At 61.9% G+C, this 16,543-nt stretch carries 13 protein-coding genes; 3 read left to right on the top strand and 10 right to left on the bottom strand.

The annotated features are described in order from the left end of the window. Positions 1-17: 17 nt before the first annotated feature. The 10 genes from CLU91_RS25360 to xsc form a co-directional block, all read right to left on the bottom strand. On the bottom strand, positions 18-1,676 hold the full coding sequence (locus CLU91_RS25360) for a ShlB/FhaC/HecB family hemolysin secretion/activation protein (protein WP_232730881.1): 1,659 nt from the start codon (positions 1,674-1,676) through the stop codon (positions 18-20). Positions 1,677-2,301: 625 nt separating this feature from the next. Beyond that, a complete protein-coding gene (gene sorB / locus CLU91_RS25355; protein ID WP_100876326.1) occupies positions 2,302-2,922 on the bottom strand; it encodes a SorB family sulfite dehydrogenase c-type cytochrome subunit in 621 nt (206 codons plus the stop codon). Between the two features lie 10 nt (positions 2,923-2,932). Next, complete coding sequence (sorA, locus tag CLU91_RS25350; RefSeq protein ID WP_100876325.1) at positions 2,933-4,159, bottom strand: SorA family sulfite dehydrogenase catalytic subunit; 1,227 nt, start codon at positions 4,157-4,159, stop codon at positions 2,933-2,935. Further along, positions 4,152-5,585, bottom strand: a complete 1,434-nt coding sequence (locus tag CLU91_RS25345) for an amino acid permease (RefSeq protein WP_100876324.1) — start codon at positions 5,583-5,585, stop codon at positions 4,152-4,154. The genes sorA and CLU91_RS25345 overlap by 8 nt, the downstream gene beginning before the upstream one ends. Positions 5,586-5,864: 279 nt before the next feature. Next, positions 5,865-6,659 carry an ABC transporter permease subunit gene (locus CLU91_RS25340; RefSeq protein WP_232730956.1) on the bottom strand — a complete coding sequence of 265 codons (795 nt, stop codon included), beginning with the start codon at positions 6,657-6,659 and terminating at the stop codon, positions 5,865-5,867. 79 nt (positions 6,660-6,738) lie between these two features. Further along, on the bottom strand, positions 6,739-7,554 hold the full coding sequence (locus CLU91_RS25335; protein ID WP_100876923.1) for a taurine ABC transporter ATP-binding protein: 816 nt from the start codon (positions 7,552-7,554) through the stop codon (positions 6,739-6,741). Between the two features lie 84 nt (positions 7,555-7,638). Next, entirely contained in the window at positions 7,639-8,700 is a 1,062-nt protein-coding gene (gene tauA, locus CLU91_RS25330) for a taurine ABC transporter substrate-binding protein (RefSeq protein ID WP_198521405.1), read from the bottom strand. A 96-nt stretch (positions 8,701-8,796) separates the two neighbouring features. Next, on the bottom strand, positions 8,797-10,239 hold the full coding sequence (locus CLU91_RS25325) for an NAD(P)/FAD-dependent oxidoreductase (RefSeq protein WP_100876321.1): 1,443 nt from the start codon (positions 10,237-10,239) through the stop codon (positions 8,797-8,799). A gap of 25 nt (positions 10,240-10,264) precedes the next feature. After that, entirely contained in the window at positions 10,265-10,684 is a 420-nt protein-coding gene (locus tag CLU91_RS25320; protein WP_100876320.1) for a nuclear transport factor 2 family protein, read from the bottom strand. 242 nt (positions 10,685-10,926) lie between these two features. Next, a complete protein-coding gene (xsc, locus tag CLU91_RS25315; protein WP_100876922.1) occupies positions 10,927-12,744 on the bottom strand; it encodes a sulfoacetaldehyde acetyltransferase in 1,818 nt (605 codons plus the stop codon). Between the two features lie 201 nt (positions 12,745-12,945). On the opposite strand from xsc, the gene CLU91_RS25310 reads away from it, so the two are divergent. From CLU91_RS25310 to CLU91_RS25300, 3 genes are all read left to right on the top strand, one after another. Beyond that, positions 12,946-13,797 carry an IclR family transcriptional regulator gene (locus CLU91_RS25310; RefSeq protein WP_442906585.1) on the top strand — a complete coding sequence of 284 codons (852 nt, stop codon included), beginning with the start codon at positions 12,946-12,948 and terminating at the stop codon, positions 13,795-13,797. Between the two features lie 85 nt (positions 13,798-13,882). After that, a complete protein-coding gene (locus CLU91_RS25305; RefSeq protein ID WP_100876318.1) occupies positions 13,883-14,812 on the top strand; it encodes an AAA family ATPase in 930 nt (309 codons plus the stop codon). After that, on the top strand, positions 14,809-16,539 hold the full coding sequence (locus CLU91_RS25300) for a cobaltochelatase CobT-related protein (protein WP_100876317.1): 1,731 nt from the start codon (positions 14,809-14,811) through the stop codon (positions 16,537-16,539). The genes CLU91_RS25305 and CLU91_RS25300 overlap by 4 nt, the downstream gene beginning before the upstream one ends. The last annotated feature ends 4 nt before the right edge of the window (positions 16,540-16,543 follow it).

Below are 16,543 nucleotides of genomic sequence, written 5' to 3'. Positions count from 1 at the left end.
TTTTTAGCTTGTATTAATTAGAAGTACTTGACTGCTTGCAGCCAGAAGCGGCCTGCCGCATCCGGTGCCGAGGTCGCCTTGGCATTGCCCAGCTTGTGTGCGTAATACGCCTTCAGCACGAGCGCATTGGCGCCCGTCCACGTCACGCCCACGCCGGCGCCGCTCAGGGTGCGGCGGTTTTCGCCGGCGCTCCAGGCGTCGCGGTTCAGCTTGACGCTGCCCGTGTCGGCAAAGGCCAGCACCTGCAGCTGGCCGGGAAACGCAGTAAACGCCGTAAGGTTCTGGCGCAGTTCCAGATTCAGCACGTAGCCCTGGTCGCCATACGCCTCGCCGCCCGGATAGGCGCGCACGCCGCCCACGCCGCCGATACCCATCTTTTCCGAGACGTCGAGATTTTTCGACGCCGCCTGGCCGCTGACGGTGCCGAACAGGCTCGTCTCGCTACCCAGGCTTTGCACGCGCGCCGCATTGAACGCGAGCTTGTTGAAGTGGCCGTTGCTCTTCACCGTCAGCTGATCGATCAGGCGCGCCACCGGCGTTGCGATATCGATCTTGCCGGTGGTGTAGGTCAGCGAATACGTGCTCGCGCCACCGCCGCCCCAGCCATCCTTGGCGTCGCCGTTCAGGTTCAGCATCCACACCCCGGCCGTCTTGTCGTTGACCGTGCCCGTCGATTCCGTGCGGTCCTGGAAGGTCTTGTCGTCGTAGCTGAGCTGCGCATACAGGTTGCTGCTGCGCGAGCGGATCAGCGGATAACTGCCATACGCGCTGGCGATCTTCGCCGTGCCCTTGGCGTCAAGCACGGCAAATTCCTTGCCCAGCTTGTAATCCATATACGTGTAGGCGCCGCCCAGGCGCAGCAAACCGGCCTGCCCCTGGTACGCGCCACGCACGTAATTGAGTCCGTCGGCCGAGGTGAAGGCGCGTAGCGTGGCCACGTCGCCGATGCCGGCCAGTTCATTGATGTTCAGGGTGGCGCCGATGCGGTTGCGGCCCGTGTAGCGGTTGCCCTGGTTATCGACGTCGACGCTGCCGTTGAAACGCGATCCCGGCTGCACCTCGACGATCAGGTCGGACGCGCCCAGGGAAGCCCCCGGCGCCAGGGTCGAGCTGACCTGCACGCCCGGCAAGTCCGACAGCAGCAGCAAGCGCCGCTCCAGTGGCGGCGTGGAAATCACTTGCCCGTCGAGACCGGCCAATATCGTGCCGGCCAGGCCGTCGGACAGCTTGCTCTGGTTGCGCAGCTGCACTTGCCCATACTGGCCTGGCAGCACGCTGATGTGCACCACGCCATCCTCGATATCCTGCGCGGGCAGATACGCCTGCGCCAGGAAATAGCCACGCTGCTGGTAATAGCTGGCAATTTTTGACGCCATGGCGCGCAGCTCGCCCAGGGTCAGCTCGCTGCCCGGCACGAAACCCGTGCTGGCGATCAGTTCGCTCTCGGTAAAGACGGGCGGCGCCGTCACCTGCAGGCGCTGCACCGTGATGCGCGTGGTATCGCCCACCGCGGTGGCCGGTACATTGCCCTGCTGCACGCGGATGGCCGGCGGCGCCTTCGGCAACTGGGGCGCGACGGGAATCTGCTGCAGCTGGCTGCCAGCGCTGGGGGGATCGACAGCGTACGCGTTCTGGATCAACAGCAGCAGGGTCAGGGGCAGTAATTTAGTATTCAAGGTCATCCTTTCAGGCGGCGCGCCCGCGCCAGGCACGCCGTTTCCGGCTGCAATGGCGGGGAATACAAGAGCGCTAAGAGAGATATTCTTTTGCCACCAATGTTAAATAGAATAGCAACGGGAGAATAAAATTCTCAACAGCAACATTGATCTATTTTAGCGCGTCAGGAGACCAGAAAATACTTACCTGAGGGACTGATTCACTACATTGGTGCAGGCCAAACACGAGCATCGGGAAAATCGCCAAAGTCGCCTGAAAATGCACCTTTCCGCCGAGAAATTCGTTGTCCTGATGCAACAAAATTCCCGCAACATGACTATCGACATGCAATTTTACGCAACGCAAATAGTTGCTCCAATGGCGACTGATTGATATTGTTGCAAGATAAAACAATGTTATTATTTTACATACAGTGATTCTCTTTCTGTGACACAATTTCCTGCGCTATAAGAGCATGTAACACTCTTGCAAAAATGAATTACCAATGAATTAATGCCCGTCATGGAATGCTGAGAGATACTGGCGTGACAGCGAGCCGGCATGTCGGGCACAAGGCTGACGTACCGGCTCGCTGCGCGGAGGAAGGGAGGTTGACGTGCGCTAGCGTACCGTGCTGCCCAGGCGCTACCTGGACAGCACGTATTTCGCCAGGGCCGCCGCATCGGCGACACTGAGCTGGCTGAATGGCGGCATGGGCACGGGGCCCCATTTTCCGGCGCCGCCGCTGCGGATGTTCGCCGCCACGGCCGCGACACCGTCCTTGCCCTTGTACCTGGCTGCCACCTCGGCAAAACCGGGGCCGACCACCTTCTGGTCGAGGGCGTGGCACGCCATGCAGCCATTCGCCGCCAGCAAGGTTTTGGCATCCTTGCCGCTGGCGGCCGGGACTGCGGCTGCGGCTGCGGCTGGCCTGGCCACGGCCGCAGCAGGTGCGGCGGCGCCCCGCTCCGCGCCATAGGTTTTCACCAGGTAGTCGACCATGGCCGGCATGTCCGCATCGTCAAACTGGGCGCCGAACGGCTTCTTCATCTTCTTGACGGTCGCTTCCCAGTAGGCGCGCGGCGAAGCGGGCGGCTGGCTCGATGCATACTGGGCCGCGTGGCAGGTCATACAGTTGCGCTGCACCAGCTGGTAGCCGGGCAATTCGCTGGCTTTGTAAGTCGCCGTTTCCGGCGGTAAATGGATTTCCAGCGCGCAGGCGCTGCCCGCCGCCGACAGTGCCAGCGCGGCAAACAAGAGCTTCATATGGTTCTCCTTACACTGCCTGGATGCGCGTGGTTTCCACCACGTTGCGCATATAACCCATGGGATTCCACAGGGCTTTCATCGGTTGGCTCTGGCCGATGCGGTTGACGGCGCGCACCATCAGCACGTGCTTGCCCTTGCGTGGCGCCTTCATGACCATCGTCCACTCGCGGAACGAAAAGCGCCCCAGGTCCTGGCCCAGCTTCGCTTCCTGCCACGTCTGCCCGCCGTCCACCGACACGGTCACTTCGCTGATGCCCTGGCCCCCGTCGAAGGCGATGCCGCGCAAGGCCAGGTCGCGCCCGGCCTTCACCTGCGCGCCATCGTGCACGCTGGTGATGAAGGAGCGCACGTTGAGGCGGCTGATGGGCGTCGTCTTGCCCACCGGTGTACCCGGTTCGATAAAGCCGGAACCGTTGTCGGGGATGCGATAGCCCGTGCTCATCCAGAAGCCGTCGAAGGGCTTGTCGAGCACGGTGATGTCGCTCAGGTGCTTGACCCAGTATGTGCCGTAATAGCCGGGCACGATCAGGCGCAGCGGGTAGCCGTTGAGGAAAGGAATGTCTTCGCCATTCATGGCCCAGGCCAGCAGCACGTCGCCGGCCATGATGTGCTCGACGGACAAGGCCTTCTGGAAGTCCGGGCCGTTGCCCACGGGCGGCGTTTCCAGCCCATTGAAAGCCACTTGCACGGCGCCAGCGGCGATACCGGCCTTTTCCAGCACGGTTTTCAGGGGGATGCCGGTCCAGCGGGCATTGCCCATGGCGCCGTTACCCAGCTGCCCGCCATTCGCGCGTGGGGCGAAAAAGCCCCGGCTATTGCCCGAGCATTGCGTCACGGCCACCACCTCGACGGGCTCGGCCAGCTGTTTCAGCTCGGCCATCGACAGTTCCAAAGGCGTTTTGACGAGGCCGGCTATGCGCAGCCGGTAGCTGCCGCCATCTATGCTGGCAGGCAAGCCGCTCCAGTGGTAGCGCACGAAAAACGCGTCATTGGGCGTGATCGCGCCCTCGCTGAACACGCTGAACGGCGTTTCCAGCTGGGGTGGTCGGCTGGTCAGCAGGATCAACGGGCGCTTTTGCGGAAACGCCACCAGTTCGCGCTCGCCGTTTTCAAACGGCAAAGTGACGGCAGCGGCCAAGGCTGACCCAGGCCCCGCCACGACGGCGGCGCCCAGGGCCGCCGTATTGCACAGGAAACGGCGCCGGCTTGCAGGCAAGAAGGTCGTGTCAGACATGCTTGAGCTCCACTTTGGTGTCGGCCGCTTCACCGCCGTTGCGGTCGTCATTGACGAGTTTCTTGATGTAGTACATGACGCTCATGATGACCACGCTCAGCAGGCCGAACCAGAACGACACGCGCTGTTCCGTATCGGACGACACGCTCATGGCGCCGAGGATCACCAGCATGGCGATGATGGTGAAATACGTCAGGTAGGGGAACAGCCACATGCGCACCTTGATGCGTTCGGGGCATTCGCGTTCCAGGCGGCGGCGCAAACGCAATTGAGATATCGCAATGAGCAGGTAGACGAACAGGATCAGGATGCCGTAGGAATTGACGATGAAGGGGAACACGAGGTCGGCCGACACATACGACACGGCAATGGCAAAGTAGGCGAACAAGGTGCTGAACAGGATGGCGCGGATCGGCACGCCGTTCTTGCTCAATTTCACCAGGCCGGTCGGCGCATCGCCGCGGCGCGTCAGCGCAAAGATCATGCGCGAGGAGGCGTACAAGCTCGAATTCAGGGCCGACAGCACGGCCGTCAGAATGATGGCGTTCATGATGTGGGCCGCGTACGGGATATTCATGACTTTCAGGGCGCTGACGAAGGGCGTGGCGATGGCCGGCGAATCCCAGGGCACGATGCAGACGACGACGAACATGGACCCCACATAGAACATCAGCACGCGCGTGATGACGGAATTGGTGGCGCGGGCGATGGCCTTGGCCGGGTCCGACGTTTCGGCGGCGGCGATGGTGACGATTTCGGCGCCCGAATAAAAGGCGGTGGCGGCGACGGCGCCACTGAGCACCGGTCCCCAGCCATGGGGCATGAAGCCGCCGTTGCTGGTCAAAAAGCCCAGGCTTGGGATGCTGTTGGGCAAGCTGCCCGTGATGAACAGGGCGCCGACGAACAGGAAGACGATGATGGCAACGACCTTGATCGAGGCGAACCAGAATTCGAATTCGCCAAACGCTTTCACGGAGAACAGATTGAGCACCGTCATCGAGACAAGCAGCACCAGGCTGATAGCCCACGATGGCACGTCGGGCAGCCAGAAGTTGACGAGCTTGGCGCCGGCGATGGCTTCCAGCGCCACGACGACGACCCAGAAATACCAGTACATCCAGCCGCTCATGAAGCCGAGGAATTTCGAGACCTTCGGCTTGTCGTCGAAGGCCAGGCGCGCATATTCGTAAAAGGAGCCGACCACGGGCAGGGACGAAGCCAGCTCGCCCAGCATGCGCATGATCAGGACGACCAGGCCGCCCGTGAGCAGGAAGGAAAGGATGGCGGCCGGGCCGGCGGCCTTGGCGATCACGCCGCTGCCGACAAAGAGGCCGGCGCCGATCACGCCGCCGATGGCGATCATGCTCATGTGGCGTTGCTTGAGCGAATGCTGCAAGCCCGTGGTGTTGTGGTTGTCGCTAATCATTTTTGTCTCCTAGTAATATCTGAAGCTCGGTGCGCCCTGGCCTGCTGCGGCTTGTTCTTGCCGCGCGGCTTTGTTTTATTTGGGCAACACCGTCAAGCAGCATCGATACATCGTGTGAATCAGTCTGGTTGGCCGCATTCCATAAGTCAATCTGGAAATGCAGCGGCCCGGCGCGGCAGCCAAGGGGCAAGCGCGCTGGAGGTTACGTACGGTGAGGGTTGCTAAAAAAAAGGGAGCGGCGGCAACACTTGTGGCGTGCGCGCCACTCCCGGGAACGTCTTACACCTTGCCCTTCCATGGCACGAGGGTACGTTCGAGGTAGCGCATCATCAAATCAAACAGGAAAGCAAAGAAACCGATCACGATAATGCCCATGATCACCACATCGCTGGCCAGGAACTCGGAGGCGCTCAGCACCATATAGCCGAGGCCGCGCGTGGCTGCCACCATCTCGCCCGCCACCAGGGTGGTCCAGCCCACGCCGATGCCGATGCGCATGCCGGTGAGAATTTCCGGTATCGCGGCGCGCAAAATCACGTGCACGATGACCTGGAAACGCGTGGCGCCCATCGAGTACGCCGCGTGGATTTGCTCCAGCGACACGGAGCTGACGCCGGCGCGGGCGGCGATCGCCATCGGCGCGAAGATGGCCAGGAAGATCAGGTAGACCTTCGAAAACTCGCCGATGCCGAACCAGATGATAACCAGTGGCAAGTAAGCGAGCGGCGGCAGCGGGCGGTAGAACTCGATCAAGGGATCGAAGATGCCGCGTGCCACGCGGTTGACGCCCATCATCACGCCGATGGGAATGGCGAACAGGCAAGCCAGGCCGAAGGCGCCGAACACACGCACCAGACTGGCGACTGTGTGTTCCCACAAAGTGGCGCCGCCGAAGCCGGTGGTGGCCGCCATGATGAATTTCTCGTACACGGCTTGCGGCGAAGGTAAAAACAAGGGTTTCACCATGCCGCTGGCCGTCACGCCAAACCACAGCAACAGCACGGCGATGACGGTGACGCTGGCGATGCGGCTGGAATTGCCCTGCCCCGGCGCGCCGAACGCTTCGCCGGGCATGGCGCAGCGGGGAGCGAACAGGCGGCCAAAAAAGCCGGCGCGCTTGGCGGTGGTGGGAGGAAATCCCACGACGGATGGGCTATGCATGGGACACCTCCAGCTCTTTGTTGACTGCGCGCTCGTCGCCATAAATGATGTTGAGCACTGTTTCGCGCATGGCGATGAAGTCCGGGCTCGATTTCACGGCGCGCGCATCGCGGCATTCGAGAAAGCGCTTGTTGAAATCGAGTTCATAGGTATGCGTGATGCGGCCCGGACGGGGCGACATGACGATCAGCCGGTTCGCCAGGAACAGCGCCTCGTCGACGCTGTGGGTAATGAAGAAAAACATGGTACTGGACTTGGCCCAGATATCGAGCAGCAATTCCTGGATGGTTTCGCGCGTCAGCGCGTCGAGCGCCGCCATCGGTTCATCCATCAGCAGCATGGCGGGATTGCTGGTCAGGGCGCGGGCGATGCCCACGCGCTGTTGCATGCCGCCCGACAACTGATAAATCATATTGTCGTGAAAGTCCTTCAAACCGACCAGCGCCAGGTTTTTCGCCGCCTGTTCGCGCCGCACGGCTTTCGCCACGCCTTGCAGCTTGAGGCCGAATTCCACGTTTTCCATCACGTTCAGCCATGGCAGCAAGGCATGTTTCTGGAACACGACGCCACGGTCGGCGCCCGGCCCTTCGACTTTATTGTCCCCGAGCATGATTTCGCCCTTGGAGGGGGCGATAAAGCCCGCCATCAGGCTCAGCAAGGTTGTCTTGCCGCAACCCGAGGCACCGAGCGCGACGACGAAGTCGCCGCTATTGATGGTGAGATTGATATTATTTAAGGCATGTACGCGTTCACCGGCCGTCTTGCCCGGATAAATCACGCTGACATCCTTGACGTAGAGATTTTCCATCATGTGCCCCGCATAGGTGTAGTCACTTCAGTTCAACGCATTCTGTTCAGTCAGCGCGCCCGCAGGCGCGCCATCGCACAACGTTTACTTCAGCAGGCCGGCGGCCTGTGCATACCTGGGTGTCACATACTTGGCGTAATCTGTTGCCAGGGTGTCGATCTTGCCTTCGCCCTTCAAAAATTGCGCCGTAGCCAGCAAGGCTTGCGCCACGCCGCCCTTCGCGCCACCGCCGAGCCAGGCCGGCGACGCCTGCTCCTGCAGCGATGGATAGGCGTACAGGGCCACGGAGGCGGCCACGTCCTTGGCGGCCGCGCCCGAATGCTTGACGTTGGCTTTGACTTGCGGGGAATCGATGGTCCACGCCTTCGGATTGGCGCGGTAGTCGGCATCGGCGGCGGCCATCACCTTGACGAACTTGGCCATGAAGTCCGCGTTCGCTTCGCCCCAGGCGCGCTCGACGGCCATGCCGTCAAACGTGGCCTTGCCCTTCTTGCTCAGCTCGCCGGACGTGACGAGCACCTTGCCGTTTTGCTTGAGTTTGCTCAAGGCCGGATCCCACACGAAGGCGGCATCGATGTCGCCGCGTTCCCAGGCGGCGGCGATCTGGTTCGGCTGCATGTTGAGCAATTTCACTTCCGTGGGCTTGATGCCCCACGTTTCCAGCGCGAACATGGTGTGAAAGTGTGTGGTGGAAACGAAAGGCACGGCGATCTTCTTGCCGCGCAAGTCGGTCGGCTTGCTGATGCCGGCGCCATTGCGGGCCACCATCGCTTCGGCTTCGTTGATGTCGTCGATAATCCAGAACAGCTGCAGATCGACACCGCGGCTGACGGCCGCCGTCAGGGGACTCGAACCGATGACGCCGATCTGCACGTCGCCGGACGCCATGCCGGTGGCTACCTTGGCGCCCGAATCGAACTTGCGCCAGTTGATTTTATAGCCCGTGGTTTTTTCCACTTCGCCGCTGGCAATCGCCACGAGGAAGGGACCGTTGATTTCCTGGTAGGCAATCGTCACTTCCTTGCTTTGCGCAAAGGCGGTACCGCTGGAAGCCAGGGCGACGCCCAGCGCCAGGGTGCCGAGGACGGCGCGGCGCATCGTTGAAAAAACCGTTTTGCTCGGGGTTTTGCTCGTGTATGTGTTCATGTCTCACTCCAAGTTATTGTTATGTGTGAACGTGCGGGCAGCGCCGCTGGCCGGTCTATGCCAGCTCATGCGACGACTTGAACTGCAGTGCTGCTTTTAGAAAACTTCATCCTTCAAGTGATACCAGCGGTACAGGAAGCGCTGGCCCAGGCGGCGGAACGGGGCGAACGCTTGCGACTCGACCAGTTCCATCATGTTGGGATACGGCAGTTTCGAATTGAAGATCGGCAAGCCCGTGTCGCTGGCCTTGCCCGCGATGCGCTCGGCCATGCGCCGGCCCGCCTGCGCCGAATACATGACGCCGTTGCCGCCGTAACCGAGCGAATAGAAGATCGATTGCTTCGGGTCCGGTTGCACGATGCGCGGCATCATGTCGTGGCTGACGTCGACCCAGCCCCACCACGAATAATCGATGGCGATACCGGTCAGCGCGGGGAACTTGCGGTGCAGATCGTTGATCAAAAACTGTTTGTATTTCTCGTCCGGCGCGTCGGCGCCCGTGATGGCGCTGCGGCTGCCGATCTGCACGCGGTTGTCCGGCATCAAGCGGTAGTAGTGGCGCAGGATGCGCGTATCGGTGATCACCTGGTGGGTGCGGAAATTGCACGCCGCGATTTCCGCCGGGGTCAGCGGGCGCGTGACGAGCGAGTTCGACAAAATCGGCAGCAAGCGGTTTTTGACTTGCGGATGCAAATGGGGCGAGGTGTAGCCGCCCGTGGCCACGGCCACGGAGCGGGCGCGCACCACGCCGCCTGGTGTTTGCAGATAATGCACGCCATTGCGCGTTTCCCAGCCCATCACGGGGCTCGACGGGTGCACCTTGGCGCCCAGCGCGCGCGCCTTGCGCAGGTAGCCGAAGGCCAGCTTGCCCGCGTGGATGCCGATGCCTTCAGGCTCGTGCAGCGCGCCGGCCGCTTCCTTGTCGTCCACATACTCGCGCTTGACGGTATCGGCGTCGAGGATGCGCGCGTCGTACTTGAATATCTCGCGCATGATCTTGGCTTCTTTTTCCAGCGCGGGCATGGCTTTCGCCTTGTGGGCGATGTACAGGTGGCCGCCCGGCTGCGGGTCGCAATCGATGTCAGCCGTGATCTTCTTGAACGTTTCCATCGCGTCGCACACTTCCGTGTGCAGTTTCAGGGCCGTGTCCAGCCCATAGCGGTCTATCCACTGCGAGCGCTTCAGGCGGCCCGTCGTGCATTGCGCCTGGCCGCCGTTGCGCGTGCTGCAGCCCCAGCTGACACGGTTCGCTTCCAGCACGGTGGCCTTGATGCCGTGTTTCTGGGCCAGGAAGATGGCGCAGGAGAGACCGGTAAAACCCGAGCCGATGATGGCCACGTCAACGTCGATGTCATGCGTGATGGGGCCGTCGTCGGCGGGCGGCTCGCCGGCCGTGCCGATCCAGTAGGTGGGCGCGTAGGCGTTGCCGTGGCCGGGGCGCTGGGCCACCAGCGGATCGAAGGCGGGATCGTAGGGCGTGCGGGCGGCGGTGCTGTTGCTGCCCAGTACGTCAGATGGGGTGTCGACAGGTTTGTTCATGATCATTCCTGGTGAACGTGCTGGCTTAAGCTTTGACGACCGGTGGGCGATCCTTGCGGAAGGCGTTCTTCACGGCGATCTTGCCGTCGCGGAAAGTGAAGATGTCGACCATGCGCGCCTCGATGCGCGTGCCGTCCGCCTTGGTGCCGGCAAAGGTCGACTCCGTCACGCCGCGCTCGCCGCTGACGAAGTGTTCGGGATTGAGCCAGGCGGCGTCGGGAAAGGTTTGCCAGGCCAGCTCAAAGCCGGCGCGCACGGCGTCGCGGCCAATAAAACTCTTGCCCAGCAAGTCAGGGCCGGCCACGGCGTGGAATTCGCAGTCATCGGCCATGGCCGCCATCAGGGCATCGATATCGTGGCGGTTCCAGGCATCGCCGAACGCTTGCAGGAAATCAGTAGTGACAGCGGTGGTGACGGCGTCGGTGTGCGGTACAGGGTGGTTCATGGTGGTCTCCGTAAATCGTTTTTGATACGCTACGTTCCGTTTTTTGTCTTTTATTGAATTTAAGCCTTAAGCATGGCCTTGTCAAATCAAATAATCCAAAAAACGGGACGCCTTGTATTCTTTAATGAAATCATGATGTTTTCGTGACAATCTGTGAGAATTTGGTCACAACACCACAGTCGCAAATTCCGGGGTCAGACCCGCCGGGTCTGACCCCAGCTTTTGGCCGCTGGCTCAAGCAATCAAACGTAATCTTTATATTTGTCCAGATGCCGCACAGGCTTGCTCAACGCATCGCGGCGGAACGGGTCGCCCAATTCGCGTGTGCACATGATTTCAATGATGGTCGTCTTGCCTTCATTCATTTGCATGTCGATCGCTTTCTTCAAGGCCGGACCCACATCTTCCAGCTTGTCGACCGTGATGCCTTCGGCGCCCATGGCCCGCGCAATCTCGGCAAAGCTCTGGTTGTCGAGCTCACCGGCCACGAAGCGGCGGTTGTAGAAATCGACCTGGTTTTTCTTTTCCGCGCCCCACTGGCGGTTGTGGAACACCACGGCCGTGACGGGAATGTTGTGGCGCACGCAGGTCATCGTTTCCATCAGGCTCATGCCCCAGGCGCCGTCGCCCGCATACGACACGGCTGGACGGTGCGGTGCGGCCACCTTGGCGCCGATGATGGTCGGGAACGCATAGCCGCAGTTACCAAAGCTCATCGCCGCAAAGAAGCTGCGCGGCTTGTCGAAGCGCAGATAGCTATTGGCCACCGAGTTGATGTTGCCGATGTCGGTCGACACCATCACATCTTCCGGCATGGCTTTTTCCAGCTCGCGCAAGACCTGGCGCGGGTGCAGATAATTGCCCGGCTCTTTCTTTTGCTCTTCGATCATGTCCAGGCTGTACGCATCTTTTTCGTGCGTCCAGTTGTCCAGTTCGTTTTCCCACGCGGCTTTTTCTGCTTGCACGGTGGCAAAGCGCTCGTCGCGCGTCGCGTCGCAATCGAGCGTCTTGCCGTCCAGGCGTGCCAGGATGGCTTTGGCGGCCGCCTTGGCGTCGCCGCAGATGCCCACCGAAATCTTTTTCACCAGGCCCAGCATCTTGTTGTCCGCGTCGATCTGGATGATCTTCGCATTCTTCGGCCAGTAATCCATGCCGTGCTGCGGCAAGGTGCCGAACGGTCCCAGACGCGAGCCGAGCGCGACGACGACGTCGGCCTGGGCGATCAGTTTCATGGCAGCTTTCGAACCCTGGTAGCCGAGCGGGCCGCACCACAGCGGGTGGCTGGCGGGAAACGAGTCGTTGTGCAGATAGCTGTTCACCACGGGCGCACCGAGGCGCTCGGCCAGGGCCTTGCATTCCTCGATCGCTTCGCCCATGACGACGCCGCCGCCCGAGATGATGACGGGGAACTTGGCTTTCGCCAGCAGTTCGGCCGCGTCATTGAGGCTTTGCTCGCCGCCGGCGCCACGGTCCAGGCGGTTCGGCTTGGGGATTTCCGCCTTGATTTCGCCATAAAAATAGTCGCGCGGGATGTTCAATTGCGTCGGACCCATTTCCGACATGGCGCGGTCAAAGCAGCGGCCCGTGAATTCCGCCATGCGGGCGGGATTGGTGACGTGACCTTGATATTTCGTAAATTCCTCGAACATCGGCAACTGGTTCGCTTCCTGGAAGCCGCCCAGGCCCATGCTCATCGTGCCCGTCTCCGGCGTGATGATCACGACGGGCGTGTGCGCCCAGTAGGCGGCGGCAATGGCCGTGACGCAATTGCTGATGCCGGGGCCATTCTGGCCGATGACGACGCCATGGCGGCCCGAAACGCGGGCATAGCCGTCAGCCATGTGGCCGGCGCCCTGCTCGTGCACGACGGGGATCAGCCGGATGCCGGCGGGGGCGAAGATATCCATCGGGTCCATGAAGGCCGAGCCCATAATGCCGAACATGTCGGTCACGCCATTGGCGGCCAGGGTTTCCACGAACGCTTCGGAAGGCGTCATCTTTTGCGGGCCGCTAGGGGCGGCTGCGGTGGCCACTGCGGCGGCGGCTTTTTGCTCGGTCATGTCATTCATGGGTGTCTCCTGGTCTGTGGTGATAAGCTTCGTTCGAATTATCAAAAAACGGTATATTTTGTTCCGAAATTTGATATACAATTCAATTTAAGCGTTCAGCAATCAAAAGTCAAACAGAATTTCGAGGAAACGGTACAATTTGAGTTCGAAAATGAAATAACACTCAGACAGACAACCGAGGCCACCATGGACATGATTTCATCCCCAAAACTTGAGCCGGAAAAACTGGAAGGCGACACGCCCACGATGCGTTTGTTTGCTTTGCTGGAAGTGATTGCCGAAAAAGACCAGTTGCTGTCGCTGCAGGCGCTGGTGGAAGAAACGGGACTACCAAAGCCCACCTTGCACCGCATGCTGCAACAGCTGGAAAGCGTGGGCGTGCTGCAGCGCGAAAGCGATGGCCGCCACTACAGCACGGGCGTGCGCCTGCGCCGCCTGGCGTCGAACCTCTTGATTAACAATACCTTCCATGGCGCCCGCCGCATGGTCTTGCGCCAGCTGGTCGAGGAAGTGGGCGAAAGCTGCAACCTGACGGCCTTCAGCGGCAGCGAAGTGGTGTACCTGGACCGCGTGGAAACGGCGGCGCCGCTGCGCTTCTACCTGCATCCCGGTTCGCGCGTGCCGGCCCACTGTTCGTCGAGCGGCAAGCTGTTCCTGGCGCAAATGACGCCCGTGCAACGGCGCCGCCTGCTGGGCCACATGGAATTGACGCGCTTTACGGACAAGACGGAAACGGACCCCGTCAAGCTCGAGCGCGAACTGGAACTGGTGCGCCGTAACGGCTATGCGCTGGACGACGAGGAATTCCTGCCCGGCCTGCTGTGCGTGGCCGTGCTGGTGCCGAACCCGAACGGACGCTCGAACCTGGCCGTGGCCATCCAGGCGCCCATCATCCGTTTGACGCACGACAAGGCTTTACATTTCTTGCCTGCATTGCAACGCGCCGCGCAAGCCCTGGCCGCCATCGAATCGGAAACCATGCCGACGACGGGCGGGGACGACGACGACGCATCACAAACCGGTCATTCCACAGCTCACACATAACCGCCGTAGCGTCCCCGCTGCGGCTTCACAGGAGAACAAGGTGCCAGATTCACGCCAACATCCCCCCGCCGCAGCGGCGCAAACCATGCAGTCCGTGCGCGGCCTGTTCGCTATCGACAGCGACCTGCTCGTGCCCGTCTTCACGGAGCGCGACCCGCACGTGCCCGACATCGATCCCGCCTACCGCTTCAACAAGGATGTGACCCTGGCGATACTGGCCGGTTTCACCCACAACCGCAGGGTGATGGTGCAGGGCTTGCACGGCACGGGCAAGTCCACGCACATCGAGCAAGTGGCGGCGCGCCTGAACTGGCCTTGCGTGCGGGTCAATCTGGACGGCCACATCAGCCGCCTGGATCTGGTCGGCAAGGACGCCATCGTGCTGCGCGAGCAGCAGCAAGTCACCGAATTCCAGGAAGGCATCGTGCCCTGGTCCTTGCAGCGCCCCGTGGCCCTGATCTTCGACGAATACGATGCGGGCCGCCCCGACGTGATGTTCGTCATCCAGCGCATCCTCGAACGCGACGGCAAATTTACTTTGCTCGACCAGAACCGCGTCATCACGCCGCATCCCCACTTCCGTTTGTTCGCCACCTCGAATACGGTGGGCCTGGGCAACCTGAACGGCATGTACCATGGCACCCAAGTGCTCAATCACGCACAGATCGACCGCTGGAACATCGTTGCCACCCTGAACTATTTGCCGCAGGACGAGGAAACGGAAATCGTCCTGGCGCGTGTTCCCGCCCTGAACGACGCGGCGGGCCGCCAGCTGGCCGCCAGCATGGTGGCCGTGGCCAGCCTCACGCGCCACGGCTATGCGGCGGGCGACCTGGCCTGCCTGATGTCGCCGCGCACGGTGATCACGTGGGCGGAAAACTGCCAGATCTTCCGCGACCCGGCCCTGGCCTTCCGCCTGTCCTTCCTCAACAAATGCGACGAGGCCGAGCGGCCCATGGTGGCCGAGTATTACCAGCGCTGTTTCAATGAGGAATTGCTGGCGAGCCAGGCATGAGCGCCGAAGCCATCGTTCCTGCCGCCTACACGCGCGAGCAGCAGGAAACGGATGAGCTGTGCGCGGGCGCCATCCGCGCACTCAGCGCCTCTCCCTCGATACGCTACCGTGGCCGGCGTTTGCACGACGGCCACCGCCCGCTACCCATCCACGCGGCCCATCTGCAGCCCGATGCGGCGCTGCAGGATTTGCCATCCTTGCGCGGCGCGGCCGACAGCGTGGCCCTGCGCCTGCTGCATACGGATGCCGCCCTGCACAAGTCCCTGTGTCCGCTTGACCCCGTGGCGCGCCTGGTCTTCGAGCTGCTGGAGCAGTTCAGGGTGGAAACGCTTGCGCCCGATCAACATGCCGGCGTGATCGCCAACCTGCGCCACCGTTTCACGGCCTGGTCGCACGCGTTCTACGATTCCGGCCTGGCGGAAGGCGCATCGGGCTTGCTCTTGTATACAGTGTTCCAGATGTGCTGGTCGCGCCTGACGGCCAGGCCCGTGCTGGAAAAAACGGAAGATTTTATTGAAGCCACGCGCTGGTCGGTGTCCTCAACACTGAGCGGCGACCTGGCCGGATTGCGCCGCCACCGTGCCGACCAGGCGGCCTTTGCGCGCCACTCTCTGGCCATCGCCCACGCAGTCGATGCCATGCTGAAAGACGCGCAAACGGCACGCGACGGTAGCCAGGACGATGGGGGCGACGCCAAGGCGCAGGCGGCCTTCAAGCTGCTGCTCGATTTCGACAGCGATAACGACAATATTCCAGACGCCGCCCCGCTGGGCGAGAGCCGCGCCTTCAGCGATGGCGATGGCGGCTACAAGGCTTACTCCACGGCATATGACCGCGAGGAAAAAGCGGGCGATCTCGTGCGCCGCGCCCTGCTGCTCGACTACCGCGAACGCATGGATGCCCGCATCGCCAGCCTGGGCATCAACACGGCCCGCCTGGCGCGGCGGTTCACGCAATTGCTGGCCGTGCCCCAGCGCGACGGCTGGTCGTTTGGCGAAGAAGAGGGGTATATCGATGGCCGGCGGCTGGCGCAGCTGATCAGTTCGCCGTCCGAGCGCAGGCTGTTTCGCAAGGAACAATTCCTGCCGCAATCCGATTGCCTGGTGTCCTTTCTCGTCGATTGCTCCGGTTCCATGAAGACGCACGCGCAATCCGTGGCCGTGCTGCTCGACATTTTGCTGCGCGCGCTGGACCAGGCCGGCGTTGCCACCGAGTTGCTGGGCTTTACGACGGGCGCGTGGAATGGGGGCAGAGTCAAACGTGACTGGATGCGCGCCCGTTCTCCCGCCAATCCGGGCCGCTTGAACGAACTCGTGCACATGGTCTTCAAGGATGGCGACACGAGCTGGCGCCGCGCGCGGCCAGACATCGCGGCCCTGCTGAAGGCGGATTTGTACCGCGAAGGCGTCGATGGCGAAGCCGTGGACTGGGCGTGCAGCCGTATGCTGGCGCGCCCGGAACGGCGGCGCATCCTGCTCGTCGTCTCCGACGGTTGCCCGATGGATACGGCCACGAATCTGGCCAACGACGAGTTTTACCTGGCCCAGCATCTGAAACAAGTGGTGGCGCGCCGCGAAGCGCAGGGTGCCGTGGAAATCTGCGGACTGGGACTGGGCCTGGACCTGGGCGCCTACTACAGCCGCAGCCTGGCCACCACCCTGCCCGCCTCGCTGAACAATGAGCTGTTCAGCGAGATCGCGCAGTTGCTGGGTGGACGCAAACGCTAGCGGT

The sequence above is a fragment of the Janthinobacterium sp. 64 genome (genome assembly GCF_002813325.1).
Taxonomy (GTDB): domain Bacteria; phylum Pseudomonadota; class Gammaproteobacteria; order Burkholderiales; family Burkholderiaceae_D; genus Janthinobacterium.
The sequence above is the reverse complement of the archived record's forward strand: the minus strand, read 5'-3'. Positions and strand labels throughout refer to the sequence as shown.